The 14,129-nt window shown below is 48.2% G+C and carries 14 protein-coding genes; 2 read left to right on the top strand and 12 right to left on the bottom strand.

Annotation, left to right across the window (positions count from 1 at the left end; translation table 11 throughout):
- Positions 1–34: 34 nt before the first annotated feature.
- Both DWZ60_RS06465 and DWZ60_RS06460 read left to right on the top strand, forming a co-directional pair.
- Positions 35–775: a hypothetical protein gene (locus DWZ60_RS06465; protein WP_022462533.1), complete on the top strand. Its 741-nt coding sequence runs from the start codon at positions 35–37 to the stop codon at positions 773–775.
- 282 nt (positions 776–1,057) lie between these two features.
- Positions 1,058–1,786, top strand: a complete 729-nt coding sequence (locus tag DWZ60_RS06460) for a hypothetical protein (protein WP_022462534.1) — start codon at positions 1,058–1,060, stop codon at positions 1,784–1,786.
- Between the two features lie 76 nt (positions 1,787–1,862).
- Here DWZ60_RS06460 and DWZ60_RS06455 read toward each other — a convergent pair whose 3' ends face one another.
- The 12 genes from DWZ60_RS06455 to DWZ60_RS06405 form a co-directional block, all read right to left on the bottom strand.
- A complete protein-coding gene (locus tag DWZ60_RS06455) occupies positions 1,863–3,047 on the bottom strand; it encodes a MalY/PatB family protein (RefSeq protein WP_117510972.1) in 1,185 nt (394 codons plus the stop codon).
- Positions 3,028–4,206, bottom strand: coding sequence for a trans-sulfuration enzyme family protein (locus DWZ60_RS06450; RefSeq protein ID WP_117510969.1), 1,179 nt, complete (start codon positions 4,204–4,206; stop codon positions 3,028–3,030). The genes DWZ60_RS06455 and DWZ60_RS06450 overlap by 20 nt, the downstream gene beginning before the upstream one ends.
- Positions 4,207–4,406: 200 nt before the next feature.
- Positions 4,407–5,168, bottom strand: coding sequence for an endonuclease/exonuclease/phosphatase family protein (locus DWZ60_RS06445; protein ID WP_022462537.1), 762 nt, complete (start codon positions 5,166–5,168; stop codon positions 4,407–4,409).
- A 34-nt stretch (positions 5,169–5,202) separates the two neighbouring features.
- Positions 5,203–5,781: a hypothetical protein gene (locus tag DWZ60_RS06440; RefSeq protein ID WP_147326136.1), complete on the bottom strand. Its 579-nt coding sequence runs from the start codon at positions 5,779–5,781 to the stop codon at positions 5,203–5,205.
- A 174-nt stretch (positions 5,782–5,955) separates the two neighbouring features.
- Entirely contained in the window at positions 5,956–7,698 is a 1,743-nt protein-coding gene (gene ilvD, locus DWZ60_RS06435) for a dihydroxy-acid dehydratase (RefSeq protein WP_117510966.1), read from the bottom strand.
- 137 nt (positions 7,699–7,835) lie between these two features.
- Entirely contained in the window at positions 7,836–8,651 is an 816-nt protein-coding gene (locus DWZ60_RS06430) for an ABC transporter permease (RefSeq protein ID WP_243038233.1), read from the bottom strand.
- Between the two features lie 73 nt (positions 8,652–8,724).
- The gene (locus DWZ60_RS06425; RefSeq protein ID WP_117805026.1) at positions 8,725–9,732 is read right to left on the bottom strand and encodes an ABC transporter permease; all 1,008 of its coding nucleotides are present in this window, start codon (positions 9,730–9,732) and stop codon (positions 8,725–8,727) included.
- Complete coding sequence (locus tag DWZ60_RS06420; RefSeq protein WP_119188790.1) at positions 9,729–10,634, bottom strand: ATP-binding cassette domain-containing protein; 906 nt, start codon at positions 10,632–10,634, stop codon at positions 9,729–9,731. Before DWZ60_RS06420 ends, DWZ60_RS06425 begins: the two co-directional genes overlap by 4 nt.
- A complete protein-coding gene (locus DWZ60_RS06415; protein WP_055227871.1) occupies positions 10,624–11,640 on the bottom strand; it encodes an ABC transporter ATP-binding protein in 1,017 nt (338 codons plus the stop codon). Before DWZ60_RS06415 ends, DWZ60_RS06420 begins: the two co-directional genes overlap by 11 nt.
- 64 nt (positions 11,641–11,704) lie before the next feature.
- Positions 11,705–12,562, bottom strand: coding sequence for an ABC transporter substrate-binding protein (locus tag DWZ60_RS19420; RefSeq protein WP_330422145.1), 858 nt, complete (start codon positions 12,560–12,562; stop codon positions 11,705–11,707).
- On the bottom strand, positions 12,466–13,305 hold the full coding sequence (locus DWZ60_RS19415) for an ABC transporter substrate-binding protein (protein WP_330422144.1): 840 nt from the start codon (positions 13,303–13,305) through the stop codon (positions 12,466–12,468). The genes DWZ60_RS19420 and DWZ60_RS19415 overlap by 97 nt, the downstream gene beginning before the upstream one ends.
- A gap of 219 nt (positions 13,306–13,524) precedes the next feature.
- Positions 13,525–13,998, bottom strand: a complete 474-nt coding sequence (locus DWZ60_RS06405; RefSeq protein WP_117510953.1) for a hypothetical protein — start codon at positions 13,996–13,998, stop codon at positions 13,525–13,527.
- Positions 13,999–14,129: the final 131 nt, after the last annotated feature.

Here is a 14,129-nt window from a genome sequence, read left to right as displayed (position 1 = left end):
ATCCAACAATACTTATGAAAGGAGACCACTCATCATGAAAAAATTAAAAACATGTCTTGCATTTTTTATTTGTTGTATTCTGTCCTTAAATATGGTAATTTGCAATGTAAAGGCAGATAATAATGTTGTTCTATCTAACAAAGCATATCTATTAAAAACCGGAATGCCACAAAAGGAAATAGAAAAGCTGGATGATGACGTCATGCAGTTCATTGTGGATGACTTAAAAAGTGGAGGTAAACATTTTGAATATATTAATTCAAATATCGAAAATCAAATATCGATACTCAGTAGCGAAACTTTAACCGGTATTTCCTTTACTGCATCAGCTTTTAAAAATGCATCAACCATTTATATCTATCCAACATACGAGTTTACTTCTAATAAACAACCTCGCGGAAAAGACAGTTTTTCTTTTCAATTAGGCGCTGCTATGAGACCGTATGAATATGGTGGAAAATTATGGTACAAAGATAATACTATGAACGATTGGAAAGTCGGTGGAACTCTTACTGCAAATAATCAGCAATTATCTGGTGCTGAATTTTCAGGGAGTCAACTAGGAACACCCGACTATGCCATGAAGCTTAAAGGTGTTACATACTGTCACGCTACTGCAGGTAATAGCAGTGATAAAAGAATTGTAATGGGATACTTATATAATCCCCAGAAAACCGGCTACAGTATCTCTTTTTCCTACAACGGTGGTGGAATTAGCTACTCTCCATCAGGAACAGCCTATACTGCATATAAAACAATGAACCTAAGTTATTAAACTTTCATTCACCACATACAAGTACATTTAATTTCTAATTACTCTTTCAAAGTAACAATTTGCCTATCCAGAAGCACAAATTTCTCTGATAGGCAAATTGTGTTTAAGGTATTTTCAAGTAATTTAAGTAAAATCATGAGCAAGTCGCCATTACTCGTAGAAAAACGGGCAGATTATGAATGTTTTAGGAATTGCAGGAACAAAAAGTACAGAACAACCATTCAAAAAAACTTTTAAATCCGGCATCAACTGAATAAAGCCATAAATAAGAGGTAACTCATTATGAAAAAAATCAAATTTTTATTTTTCACCCTGTTATTCTGTTTTTCTGTTCCAGTCAAAGCAGACACTGCATTCGAAAATGACGATACGGTATTGTGCTCTTTTTTAAAAGAAAACGTACCAGAAAATGCTTCGCCAATAGAATCCAGTTTAGAAAACGAGTATCGAAAAACTTCTTCCAAACCTATCGATTTCTATTTTTTTAAACGATCTGAAAAGACAAAAAGTTTCCAAGATCTGTATGCCGCAAATGTACTCACCTATCAGGAAAAATCAGATCGTTCTTTGTTATATCAGACAGTTTTCGATTTTCAAAATATAACCCAGGTAAGAACTGCGAAAGAAGACTTTATCCGTCTGGAGACAGATCCACTGATGTATCTTTTTGAATTAGAAAAAGCAGAATTGTGGACTCGGAACAGCACGGAAGAACCCTGGACGCTGGAACGGAAAATCACAACGCCTGGAAACCCAGATTTTTATCTTCCTTATAGCCAGTTTTCTTCTGATAAAAAATATTTTCGAATTCTGGCATCTTTTTCCTGGAGCCCGAGCCCTGCTGAGGAAAGCGAAGTTTCTTCGCCAGAATATCATTGCATTTATACCTCTGTGTATCCGGTATATCAGATTCCGGTGAAAGTACTCGTTTTGATATGCGGAGGCGCAGCTTTCTTCTTTCTCTACCGGAGACACAAAAAAAATCATATCTCCCAAAAAGATGTTCCGTAAGCTGCGCCTTTTCAACATGTTTTCGTCACTGTTCAGAGCCAACTTCCAAAATGCTACGCATCTCATCGGTGTGGCTTTATCTGCTTTTCATTGCATCCCGAATCCGCTCCAGTGCCTCGGTCAGGGTTGCGCGCGGGCAGGCAATGTTGATCCGCTGGAAACCGCGTCCGCAGTCTCCGAAGATTTTGCCACTGTCAAGCCACAGCTTCGCCTTGTTGATAATCAGGTCTTCCAGTTCATCAACGGATAGCCCCGTCTCGCGAAAATCGAGCCATACGAGATATGTTCCCTCCAGGTCGATCATCTTCACGCCCGGAAGCTGCTCCTCCACATACTGCTTTGTAAATTCTGCATTTGCCTTCACATAGGAAAGCATTGCCTCATACCACTCCTCGCCCTTGTTATATGCCGTCTCGCATGCCACCAGCCCCATCACGCCAAGCTGGCTCGTTCCGGCTGCGTCAAGCTGTTTCCGGAATTTTGCACGGAGTTCCGGGTTGGCGATAAAGATATTCGACATCATCATACTTGCCAGATTGAACGTCTTGCTCGGTGCCGTGCAGGTGATCGTGATATCCTCGTATTCTTTTTTGATTGCGGCAAACACCTGATGCTCGCCTTTGAAGATGAAATCTCCGTGGATCTCATCACTTACAACCGTCACGCCATACTTTATGCAGAGATCTCCGATTGCCGTCAGCTCCTCTTTCGTCCAGACTCTTCCGACCGGGTTGTGCGGATTGCAGAGGAAAAAGAGCTTCACGTTTTCAGCTTTCAGCTTCTCCTCGAAATCCGCCACATCCATGTGATAGCGGTTATCATCGCCGAGCACCAGCGTGCTGCTGACAACTCTTCTGCCGTTATCCGCAATGACTTCCGAAAATGGATAGTAAACCGGTGACTGGATCAGCACGGCATCCCCAGGCGCGGTGTAAGCTTTGACTGCCATCGCAAGTGCAAACACAACGCCTGGCGTTTTGATCAGCCATTCTTCTTTCGGCTCCCAGTTGTGATGGCGTTTCATCCACCCCGCAACTGCCTCAAAATATGGAGTCTGCGCATCGCTGTAGCCGTAAATGCCCATTTTTACACGCTCCACCAGCGCATCCTCGATGTAGGAGGATGTCTCAAAGTCCATGTCCGCCACCCACAGCGGCAGCACGTCAGCTGGCATACCGCGTTTTACTGCGAAGTCATATTTTAAACAGTCTGTATTTTTTCGGTTGATGATTCTGTCAAAATCAAGATTTCTTTCCGTCATTTTTCTCTTCCTCAATTTCTGCAAAAACCTTCTCAAGCTCGCCGATCAGGTCCTCGATATTTTCAATTCCGACGGAGAAGCGAAGGGTGCTCTCCGTAATTCCGTTCCGCTCACGGATTTCCTTCGGCACATCGGCATGTGTCTGCGTCGTCGGATACGTAACGAGTGTCTCCACGCCGCCGAGGCTCTCTGCGAAACGGATCATTCTTACCTTCTCCAGAATGGCAAGGGCAAACTCTTTGCTCTCGAGCTGGATTGTCAGCATAGCACCGAAGCCTCTTGCCTGTTTTTTCATAATCTCATGGCCCGGGTGATCCGGCAGTCCCGGATAGATCACTCTTGTGACTGCTTTCTGCTTCTGCAGCCATGCAGCGATCTGCTCTGCATTCTCCTGGGAACGCTCCATGCGGATGCCTAAAGTTTTCATGCCGCGCAGCACCAGCCAGCAGTCAAACGGAGCAAGACCTGCACCTGTTGTCTTAATCAGGAAACGCAGTTTTTCCTGAATGTCTTCACGGTTTGTCACGATAAAGCCTGCCAGCGTATCATTGTGGCCGCTTAAGTATTTCGTGCCGCTGTGGATGACAACATCCGCGCCGAGATCGAGCGGGTTCTGGAAGTACGGAGACATGAAGGTGTTGTCCACGATCAGAATCAGGTTGTGGCGTTTTGCAATATCCGCCATCTTTCGGATGTCGGTTACGTTCATCATCGGGTTCGTCGGGGTCTCGATGTAGATGGCTTTTGTATTTTCTTTCACATAGCTTTCCACGTCATCACGGCAGCAGTCGATGCCGGAAAATTCGACGCCGTTTTTCTCGTTCACATGGTGGAACAGACGAATGCTTCCGCCGTACAAATCGGAATCCGCAATGATGTGGTCTCCCGGGCGGAACAGCTCCATCAGAAGTGAGATCGCTGCCATGCCGGAGCTTAATGCAAACGCATCAATTCCGTTTTCCAGCACAGCCACCATCTTCTCCAGATGCTCTCTGGTCGGGTTCTGCAGTCTGCTGTAATCAAATCCGGTGCTCTGTCCTACGCCCGGATGCGCATACGTTGCGGTCTGATAAATCGGGTAGCTGAGTGCGCCGTAGTGGCTACACTGTCCCTCGTCCTCTTCTAAATGGATACATTTTGTGTCAATTCCTCTTGCCATATGAATAATCTCCTGTTATTTCGTAATTTTTCTTTCTATACTAATCTGATAGGTTTTGTAACGTAACCTATCATAACAGAAAATGCGGCGTTTGTATATTCCCTTTTTTCTTTGACTTGTTATAAGTTTTTCCTATAACTATCGTAAAAAAACGCCGCCAGAAGATTTTTCTCCCGGCGGCCGCCTCTTGCATCCATATTTTAAATAAGTTCCGCACAGATCGGATAATGATCAGAAAGGCACACACCGTCCTTCTGCTCCGTCCATTTTTCCACCTTTTTCAGTTCCCAGTCCCCTTTGAGAATGATGTAGTCAATCGAGCACTGCGGATCGTTCGGATCATCGCGATGATAGTTGTGGAAGGTAATGCCGATTCCTTCCGTCGCATTCACAAGACCGGCAGTTTCCCTCAGCGGTTTCATCTCTTCGCTGTCCGGCTCGGCATTGAAGTCGCCGCTAAGAATCACCGGCACATCGGCAAATGCTTTCTCTGCTCTCAGATGTGCGAGAATCTGCTCCAGGCCAAGCTTTCTCGCCCCGGCGCACTCGTGATCCAGATGGGTGTTGATGACGCGGAACACTTTTCCGGTCTCCATATCCTCAAATACCACATCCGTCGCAGTACGCGGGCACATACTCTGTACCGGATAGCGGGATCCCGGCACGTACGGTGTCGGTGACAGCCAGAAGGTTTCCAGGCTCACACTCTGAAAACGTTCTTTCCGATAGGCAATGATCATTGCCTCACCGGTCAGATCCTTTTCTCTTCCACATCCGGCAATGTAATATTCTGTCAGATTTTCCTTCAGCCAGGCAGCCACATGCGGCAGTACCTCCTGAAAACCGATGATATCCGGCTTTTCCTGTCTGATTTTTTCCAGAATCAGCGGTCTGCGGTAGATAAAATTATTGGCTCCATCCTGGCCAAAATCACAGCGAATATTAAATGTTACAAATTTCATGGTAAAACCCTCCTTTTATTTGTTTTCCTAACCCTTATTTTTGCTGGAAAGCGCTGTGCTTTCTCTTCTTTTTCTTCGTATTCACACGGCGCAGACACGCATAGCGCAGCTTCAGCCGCATTTTCCAGCTGCAGCCCGGTACCGGCTCCATCAGCTTTTCCAGAAAATGGTTCAGCGTACGTTCCTCATAAGGAGACAGCAGAATCTCACCGTAGATATGTTTCTCGATCAGATGGCAGACACGCGTATATTCGCCTGGCTCGATCGCCGGAAATCTGCGGGCGAGTTCTGCATCGGTTGCTGCTGTTTTCCAGCCAAGACCGGCATCTATGCCCCACAGACAAAGATACTGGTAAATTCTTGCTTCCGTTCTCCGGATCCGCCTGCCCGGCCGCTCCTTCTGCTGTTTCTTTGCCGCCGGTCCAAGGCAGATGATCCGCGCCGCCTCCGCCGCAATCACAAGCAGCGTCAGCAGAATCAGAAGCACGCCAAGCAGCCCGAGAAGAAACAGCGAAACACTGCGCAGTACCGGAAGAACGGCTTCGCCTGCCTTGCTCTTTCGGTTTTCCACACCGGTAATCTGCTCCGCCGACAGCGAATTGTTCTCCAGCACCACATTCTTCTGTACAGAATCTGGACTTCCGACCATTTTCTGAAGAGATGCAACATTATACAGGAACCGTTTGTTTTTTAGGTATTTTCTTTCACTTGTTTTTCTGTTGCTCCTTCCTCCATTTTTTGCTCTGCCTTAAATTCTAAAGACCATCCCAGAAAAACGCAAGTATTTTTAGTACTCCAGATACGCCCCTTTCATCGGGCTTGCTGCGTGGAGGCTGAAAAGACGGAGTACGCCTTTTTTGTATTTCGGCTCGCGCGGTTTCCAGTTTTGGCGGCGTTCTTTTAAGATCGCATCGATTTCTTCCATGGACTTGCGCTCACCGGCGATTCCGATGATGTTAAGTTTTCGTTCCTTCACATCAATCTCAATCAAATCCCCTTCCTCGACGAGTGCGATCGGGCCGCCGTCTACAGCTTCGGGACTGCAGTGGCCGATAACCGGGCCGGTGGAGGCGCCGGAAAAACGGCCGTCGGTGATAAGCGCGATGCTCTTTCCAAGCTCTTTGTCGCTGCTGATTGCCTCGGAAGTATAGAACATCTCCGGCATACCGCTGCCTTTCGGGCCTTCGTAGCGGATGAAGACGGCGTCGCCTTTCTGAACCTTATGTTTCAGCACGGCATCGAGGCACTCCTCCTCGCTGTCGAACGGTCGGGCACGGAGGACGGCGTGGAACATTTCTTTTGGGCAGGCCGTGTGCTTGATGACGGCTCCCTCCGGCGCAAGGTTTCCGCGCAGAACAGCGATGCTGCCGTCCGTTCCGATCGCCTTGTCATACGGGCGGATAATATCTTCTTTTGTAATTGAAGTTCCATACCGCTCATTAAATTTTGCGAGCCATCCGCTGCACTTCTCATAAAATCCATTTTCACGAAGCTCCGCCAGATTTTCACCCAGTGTCTTTCCGGTCACTGTCATCACATCGAGATGCAGATGATCTTTGATTTCTTCCATAATCGCCGGAACGCCGCCCGCATAATAGAAGCACTCTGCCGGCCATCTTCCTGCCGGGCGGACATCGAGCAGATACCGCGCGTTGCGGTGCAGACGATCGAATGTGTCGCCGGTGATCTCGATGCCGAACTCATGCGCAATGGCCGGGATGTGCAGCAGGCAGTTTGTGCTTCCCGAAATTGCCGCGTGGACAAGAATCGCATTCTCAAAACTCTCTTTCGTCACAAGATCGCTTGGCCGCATATGCTCCATCTGTGCCAGTTTTACCGCCTGGCGGCCTGCCTCCCGTGCATATGCCAGAAGATCCGGGCTTGTCGCCGGCATCAGAGCGCTTCCAGGCAGGGCGAGGCCGAGTGCCTCCGCCATGATCTGCATCGTGGATGCCGTTCCGATAAACGAACAGGCACCGCAGCTCGGGCAGGCATTGCATTTCGCCCAGTCGAGCTTCTCCTCGTCGATCTCACTGCGCTCAAATTTTGCGCTGTACATGCCAAGCTGCTCCAGTGTCAGCATCTCCGGTCCCGCATTCATCGTTCCGCCCGGCACAACAACCGCCGGAATATTGACACGCGCAAGGCCGATCAGATTGCCCGGCATACCCTTGTCGCAGCTCGACAGATAGACGCCGCCGTCAAACGGTGTCGCATTCGCGTGGATCTCGATCATATTGGCGATCATCTCGCGGCTCGCAAGACTGTAGTTGATGCCGTCCGTTCCCTGGCTCTCGCCGTCACAGATGTCGGTGCAGAAATACCGCGCCCCGAAGCCCCCCGCTTCCGCAACGCCTTTCCGCACTTCCTCGACCAGCAGATTCAAGTGGCCGCTTCCCGGGTGGCTGTCCCCGTACGTACTCTCCACCATAATCTGCGGTTTTTCAAGATCCTCTTTTTTCCATCCTGTTCCAATCCGGAGCGGATCCATCTCCGGTGCAAGTTTCCGCATTTCCTGACTCTTCAGCATTTCCTTCTCCTCCCGCTGTTTTTAGGTATTAAAATACTCTTTCTGCTTTTCACTATAGCAATCCCTGTATTTGATTGCAAGACAAAAAAGCTGCAGTCTGCAGGGATTCCCCACAGACCGCAGCCTCTCTGAACAGCTCACAGATTTCTCTGTTTTCTGTTTGCCTGCTTTCGCAGATAATTTCCAATGCTTGTAAAACTAAGCAGCGTCACAATCAGAAAAACACCCGGGATCAGAATGATCCACCATGCCTTTGTCATCAGCGCTTTTTCCGAAAGTGACAGCATGCTGCCCCAGGAAATCACCTCCAGCGGAAGACCGATTCCCATAAAACTCAGTGTGGATTCTGCTACAATCGCACTTCGGATGTTCATAACCACCATAAACATAATAGACGAAAAAAAGTTCGGTGCCAGATGGTGCCATAAAATATAGAAAAAACTGCCTCCCATACAGCGCGACGCAATCACGTATTCACTGTTCCGGATCTGCCGTACTTCGGTCCGCACAACCTTTGTAATGCTTGTCCAGCTTGTCATTCCGATCACGGCAGAAATCGTAATCACATTGGATTTTCCCGCAGCGGCCAGAAGAAAAATGACAAGAAGAAGATTCGGCACCGACAAAAAGATCTCGGTCAGCCGCATCAGAAGTGCGTCCAGCCACGCCGGTGCACATCCGCTGACTGCGCCGAAGAGAACGGCAATCACAGTGGAAATCAGCGTAGAAAGCAGACCGATCGCCAGCGATATTCTGCCGCCGTACCAGATCATCGAGAAAATATCTCTTCCCATCGTATCGGTTCCAAACAGAAATTCCCGGCACGGCATGACGGAACAGTTTTTCAGATCCATATATGAGGGATCCTTCGTCATGATCTGCCGACAGAAAAGGCAGCCCAGCACAAGAAGACCCAGAAAAAGCCCTGCTGCCACCGGCCGTCCTGATACCATTTTTTCTTTTTTTCTGCTTCTGTTTTTTCTGCAGGCCTCTCTCCTGCAAATTGAAATAATTGTGTTTTTTCTGTCACAGCATCATTACCTCCGATGTTTCTGCCGCTTCTTTCTCCCGCATCCGCGGATCAATTCTCTCGTTGATGATCTGTGCCGCCATATTGCATAGAATCACAACGATTCCGGACATCAGGCAAAGCAGCATCAGAAGATTGTAATCTTTGTACCGTGCGCTCTCATACGCCAGCGTTCCGATACCGGGATACGAGAAAACCGTTTCTACAATATAGGTTCCCCCCAGCACATGCGGAACAGAAATGGCCATGATGCCAAGATACGACGGAATCGTATTCCGCAGGCAATGCCGGAACAGAACCGTCTTTCGTTTCAGCCCCTTGGCTCTTGCCAGAAGCACATACTCTTCCCGCACTTCATCCAGAATTTTATTGCGGATCATGTATGCGTAATACCACAAATGACTCAGCACTACGACCGTCATCGGCAGGATCAGATGACAGACACGGTCAGAAAAATCTGCCTGTTTTCCAACAGAGTAGGCACCGGAACTCGGCAGCCATTTGAGCTGCATGGAAAAAACAAGAATCAGAAGCAGCGACAGCCAGAATTCCGGAATACATCCCGTGATGGTTCCCACCTTACAGATGATGCGGTCCAGCCATGTATCTTCCTTCCATGCACAGAGAATTCCAAGAAGCAGCGCGAGGGTGAAAATCAGCAGAAACCCAATGCCGCCAAGCACCAGCGTATTTCCAATTCTTCCCTCGATCACGCGCGTTACATCCATTTTATATTTGTACGAAATTCCGAAATCCCCCTGCAGCGCATTGCCTGCCCAGCGGATATACTGTACGGAAATGGGATCCTTCAGTCCCAATTTTTCTTCGGCCCACACTCTTTCTTCGGGCGTCATTTTTTCCACGCGGTCTCCGTAATATGATACCAGCGGATCTCCCGGCGCAAGCCTTGAAATATAAAATACGAGCACAGACAGCAGCAGAACACTTGCCAGAAATGCCGCTGCTTTTTTTCCATAGTAAAGCACTCTGTTCCGGCTTTTCATCCTGCATCGCCTCCCTCCATCAGCACAAAATGATCTTTTTCCACTTCCCGCAGTGTTCCCGTCCGGGGAAATTCTGTATTGGAAAAATCCGGTACAGCTCGCGCTCTTTCCCTTCGCGGATCCGGAATCGGAATGACCGCGATCAGTGCTTTCGTATACGGATGCAGCGGATTTTCAAACACGGCTCGCGCCGGGCCGGTCTCCACCAGTTTTCCATGGTACATCACACCTACTCTGTCACACAGAAATTCGACCATATCCAGATCATGCGCAATAAACAGGAACGAAAAACCGTGCTCCTTCTGCAGATGACGGAACAGATTCACAATCTGTGCCTGTATCGACGCGTCCAGCGATGCAATCGGTTCATCCGCCACCAGAAGCTCCGGCTCCATCGTCAGTGCCCGTGCAATCGCAACGCGCTGCCGCTGTCCGCCGGACAATTCTCCCGGATATTTTTTCAGATATTCCGGATCCAGCCCCACGTATTTCATCTGGAATCTGGCTTCCTCCTCATAGCTTCCCCGCAGCGGCCGGATTTTCTGCACGCGCATCGGCTCCTCAATAATGTCGCGGACCTTCATCCTCTGATTCAGACTGGAACCGGAATCCTGAAAAATCATCTGGCGTGTCGTCTGCAGCATTTTTTTATTTTTCCGGAACTGGCCTCTGTCGCAGGTATCAATCCCTTTATAATAAATCTGGCCGGCATATGGCTGATAAATATTCATCACACAGCGTGCAGCGGTAGATTTTCCGGAACCGGATTCTCCTACCAGTCCAAAAATTTCTCCTCTTCGAATCTGAAACGATACATCATCGACTGCCTTGACTGCTGTTTTCCGGGACAGTGGAAAAATATGGGTAAGATGACGCACATCCAGCAAAATCTCATGTTCCATCTGTATTTCCTCCTATCGGCGGCACAACCTTCGGTGCTCTCTCATCCAGCAGCCATGTTGCCGCATAATGGCTGTCTGTGACCCGGAACATCGGCGGCTCCTCCTCAAAATCAATTTCCAGCGCATAAGCATTGCGGCTGGCAAAGGCATCGCCCTTCGGCGGATGGAGAAGAGACGGCGGCATTCCCGGGATAGACGGCAGGCTTTCTTTTCCCCTCGAAAACGCCGGTATGGAACGCAGCAGTCCCCACGTATACGGATGACGGGGATCATAGAAAATCTCATCCACGGTTCCAATCTCTACTATTTTTCCCGCATACATGACCGCTACCCGGTCTGCGATCCGCGCTACAACGCCAAGGTCATGTGTGACAAAGACCGTCGCCGTTCCCAGTTTTTTCTGAATTTCCCGAAGCAGGTCCAGAATCTGTGCTTGAATCGTCACATCCAGCGCTGTCGTCGGCTCATCAGCAAACAGAATTTCCGGATTGCCCGCCAGCGCAATCGCCAGTACGATCCGCTGCCGCATTCCGCCGGAAAAGTGATACGGATATGCCTTTTTCCGCTCTTCTGCCTGCTCGATTCCCACCAGCTGCATCAGTTCTGTCACTCTCTGTTCCACTTCTTCTTTTCCCATGTCTTTCTGATGCGCCCGCACTGCCTCTGCAATCTGCGCTCCGACTGTCATCGTCGGATTTAAGGAAGTCATCGGATTCTGGAAAACCATCGAGAACAGTTTTCCCCGCAGTTCCCGCATTCTTCGCTCCCCGTATCCTGCAATTTCTTCTCCATTGACCAGAATTTTTCCGTTTTTGATCTTTGCATTCTCCGGCAGCAGCTTCATAATGCTTTTGCAGAGCACACTTTTTCCGCAGCCTGACTCGCCTACAACAGCGAGCACCTCACCTGCATTCAGGGAAAAGCTGACATCGCGGACCGCCTGTACTTCCCCCTCATCCGTAAAAAAGCTGACGGAAAGATGTTCCACTTTTAATCGTTCCTTCATTCCGTTTTTCTCCTGTACAGACAAAAAGGAGGTAACCATACCTCCTTCGTCTGCTTTTTTGTTTTTATTCTTCGATTGTCCAGTCCTGAATATTCCAGAAAATACCAACGCCGTGGTGGCCCAGCACCGTGTCTTTGGAAATTCCCTGAATACCGGAATCTGCCACATAATTTGCATCAATATAACAGATGAATGCATAGGCCGGATCTTCTGCCAGTTCTTCCTGGAATTTTCCGTAATATTCTTTCCGCACTTCCGGATCGTCACTCTGGCGGGCAAGAGACAGATACTCATCTACTTTTTCATTGGAATAGCTCGAATAATTCGCCCCTTTGTCCGTGCCGAAAACCTTATATGTATGATCGTCCGCATCGAACGGGCTTCCCCAGCCGATCAGACAGGCCATCTGTCCGCCCCAGTCCATCTGTGCCGGAATTTCTACGGTACAGTTGATTCCGGTTTCCCGGAGCTGCTGTGCTGCTGCCTGGGCAATATCAATGCGGTCCTGCTCACCGGACATCACGCTGATGACAAAACCGATTTCTTCGCCGTCCCGCTCATAGAAACCATCGCTGTTTCTGGTGCATCCGGCCGCTTCCAGAATTTCCTGTGCTTTTTCCGGATTGTAATCATAGTGTTCTACATTTTCGTTATTATAAATGTTACGCTGCAGAGGACTGTATGCCGGCATTCCCTCGCCAAGAAGTACAGAATCAATGATCGCCTGACGGTCAATAGAATAGCATACCGCCGGAATGATGTCTCTGTTTTTCGTCCAGTAATCATTTGCAAAGTTAAATAAAATTCCGCGGTAATCTGCCGTTGTCATATCGTAGCAGGTAAAACCGTCTTTTTCTTTGAAATTCTGTGCATTTTTCGGGTCAAGCAGCGCCAGATCCAGTTCGCCGGATTCCAGCTGCATTGCCTGTGCATTATCATCCGGTACAATTTTGAAAATGACCTTGTCAATCTTTGGTGCACGAGGTAATAATTTTCATTTTTTGTCAGAACGATCGACTGGCCTTCATCCCAGCTTTCCAGCTTGTACGGACCTGTTCCGACCGGTGCTCGGAAGAAATCCGACTCCTGCATATTTTCACCTTCCAGCAGGTGCTTCGGCAGGATGGCCATCGTCATGTATTCCAGGAAAGCCACGTTCGGCTCGGAAAGGCGGAAGGAAACGGTGCTGTCATCTATAACTGTAATCTCTTCTACATCCTCATAATTTGGTGCATTTTCAGATCCGTTTTCCGGATCCATGATCGCTTCGATGGTGAATTTCACATCATCCGCCGTAAATTTTTCTCCATCATGCCATTGGATGCCATCCCGGATATGAAAGGTGTAGGTGCAGGTTTCTGCATCGTACTCCCATTTTTCTGCCAGACCCGGAACAATGTTGTCATCCGCATCGTGTGCGGTCAGTCCGTTGAACAGCAGTAGATTAATTTCACCGTGCTCATCCATCGCCGGATTAATCCTGGTATAATCAGCAGAACCGTAAACCAGGGTCGTCTCTTCCTCCCCTGTCTGGCCGGAAGAAGCTTCCGTCTCTGTTTTCGACAAATCTGTACTGTTGCTGTTTTTCCCTCTGTCCTGACCGCATGCCGCAAGGGATGCTGCAAGAGACACCATCAGCATCAAAGATAATATTTTCTTTTTCATCCTTTTCCTCCCATTTTCAGACCGTTTTTACCCGGACTGACCGCTTTTTTGCTTTGTACTCCCATGATCTGCGCGCCTGATCCATGTACTGTTCGTTCATTATATTTGATATTTCAGGCTCTCACAAGCCGGGTGGGGGGATATTTTTTTCTTTTCTTGTAAAGTTAATCGTCTCATGCAGAGGGAGTTGCCCGTTTCTTTTTTGTTATCCTATTTTCTTTACCCTATCACATCCGTAACCGCATTCACCGCTTTCGCCACAAAGCTGATCGTCTTTTCATTGAACACTTCCCCGTCTTTTGAGATCGAAACGTGTGCGAGTCCGATCTCATCTTTCTCGCTCGCTTCGGTGCTGCCCATGAGGGTTGTCCATTTGATATGGACATCGTCGGCAGTGATGGCGTGGTCGCATATTACGATGTACTGTGCTTCATCGAACAGCGGCGAATTGGATTCCGCATAGACGATGATGTCGTTGTTTTTTTCCTGATAGACGCGCACGGTATAATTTACCAGGTCTTTTTCATCCGTAATATAGTCCTTGTTCGGCGATACGGTTTCTTCGCAGATCAGGCTTGCATCTTTTGGAATGGTATTCTTCTCTTTCGTTTTGGTCATCCCGATCATCAGCATACAGTTGCAGAGCGCTGCGATCAGAACTGCAAGCAGCAGGATTTTTATTCTATGTTTCATTGTTTTCTCTTCCTTTTCCCATGTCATAGTTTGTCACTGATGTTTCATTTCCATTATACATGATTCCCCCAAAATAAGAAACGTTAAAATACGTCCGTCCCCATAAAAGCTTTTTTGAAAAAATTTCTCAA

The organism is Blautia sp. AF34-10, assembly GCF_003477865.1.
Taxonomy (GTDB): domain Bacteria; phylum Bacillota; class Clostridia; order Lachnospirales; family Lachnospiraceae; genus Fusicatenibacter; species Fusicatenibacter saccharivorans.
Note: the sequence above shows the minus strand (reverse complement) of the source record. Positions and strands in the feature narration are given on the sequence as shown.

What these genes read in the sequence shown, in the direction of transcription:
- DWZ60_RS06465 (WP_022462533.1), top strand. Translation starts at nt 35, where the DNA reads ATGAAAAAATTAAAAACATGTCTTGCATTTTTTATTTGTTGTATTCTG.
- DWZ60_RS06460 (WP_022462534.1), top strand. Translation starts at nt 1,058, where the DNA reads ATGAAAAAAATCAAATTTTTATTTTTCACCCTGTTATTCTGTTTTTCT.
- DWZ60_RS06455 (WP_117510972.1), bottom strand. Translation starts at nt 3,047, where the DNA reads ATGACGGAAAGAAATCTTGATTTTGACAGAATCATCAACCGAAAAAAT.
- DWZ60_RS06450 (WP_117510969.1), bottom strand. Translation starts at nt 4,206, where the DNA reads ATGGCAAGAGGAATTGACACAAAATGTATCCATTTAGAAGAGGACGAG.
- DWZ60_RS06445 (WP_022462537.1), bottom strand. Translation starts at nt 5,168, where the DNA reads ATGAAATTTGTAACATTTAATATTCGCTGTGATTTTGGCCAGGATGGA.
- ilvD (WP_117510966.1), bottom strand. Translation starts at nt 7,698, where the DNA reads ATGCTGAAGAGTCAGGAAATGCGGAAACTTGCACCGGAGATGGATCCG.
- DWZ60_RS06430 (WP_243038233.1), bottom strand. Translation starts at nt 8,651, where the DNA reads ATGGTATCAGGACGGCCGGTGGCAGCAGGGCTTTTTCTGGGTCTTCTT.
- DWZ60_RS06425 (WP_117805026.1), bottom strand. Translation starts at nt 9,732, where the DNA reads ATGAAAAGCCGGAACAGAGTGCTTTACTATGGAAAAAAAGCAGCGGCA.
- DWZ60_RS06420 (WP_119188790.1), bottom strand. Translation starts at nt 10,634, where the DNA reads ATGGAACATGAGATTTTGCTGGATGTGCGTCATCTTACCCATATTTTT.
- DWZ60_RS06415 (WP_055227871.1), bottom strand. Translation starts at nt 11,640, where the DNA reads ATGAAGGAACGATTAAAAGTGGAACATCTTTCCGTCAGCTTTTTTACG.
- DWZ60_RS19420 (WP_330422145.1), bottom strand. Translation starts at nt 12,562, where the DNA reads ATGCAGCTGGAATCCGGCGAACTGGATCTGGCGCTGCTTGACCCGAAA.
- DWZ60_RS19415 (WP_330422144.1), bottom strand. Translation starts at nt 13,305, where the DNA reads ATGAAAAAGAAAATATTATCTTTGATGCTGATGGTGTCTCTTGCAGCA.
- DWZ60_RS06405 (WP_117510953.1), bottom strand. Translation starts at nt 13,998, where the DNA reads ATGAAACATAGAATAAAAATCCTGCTGCTTGCAGTTCTGATCGCAGCG.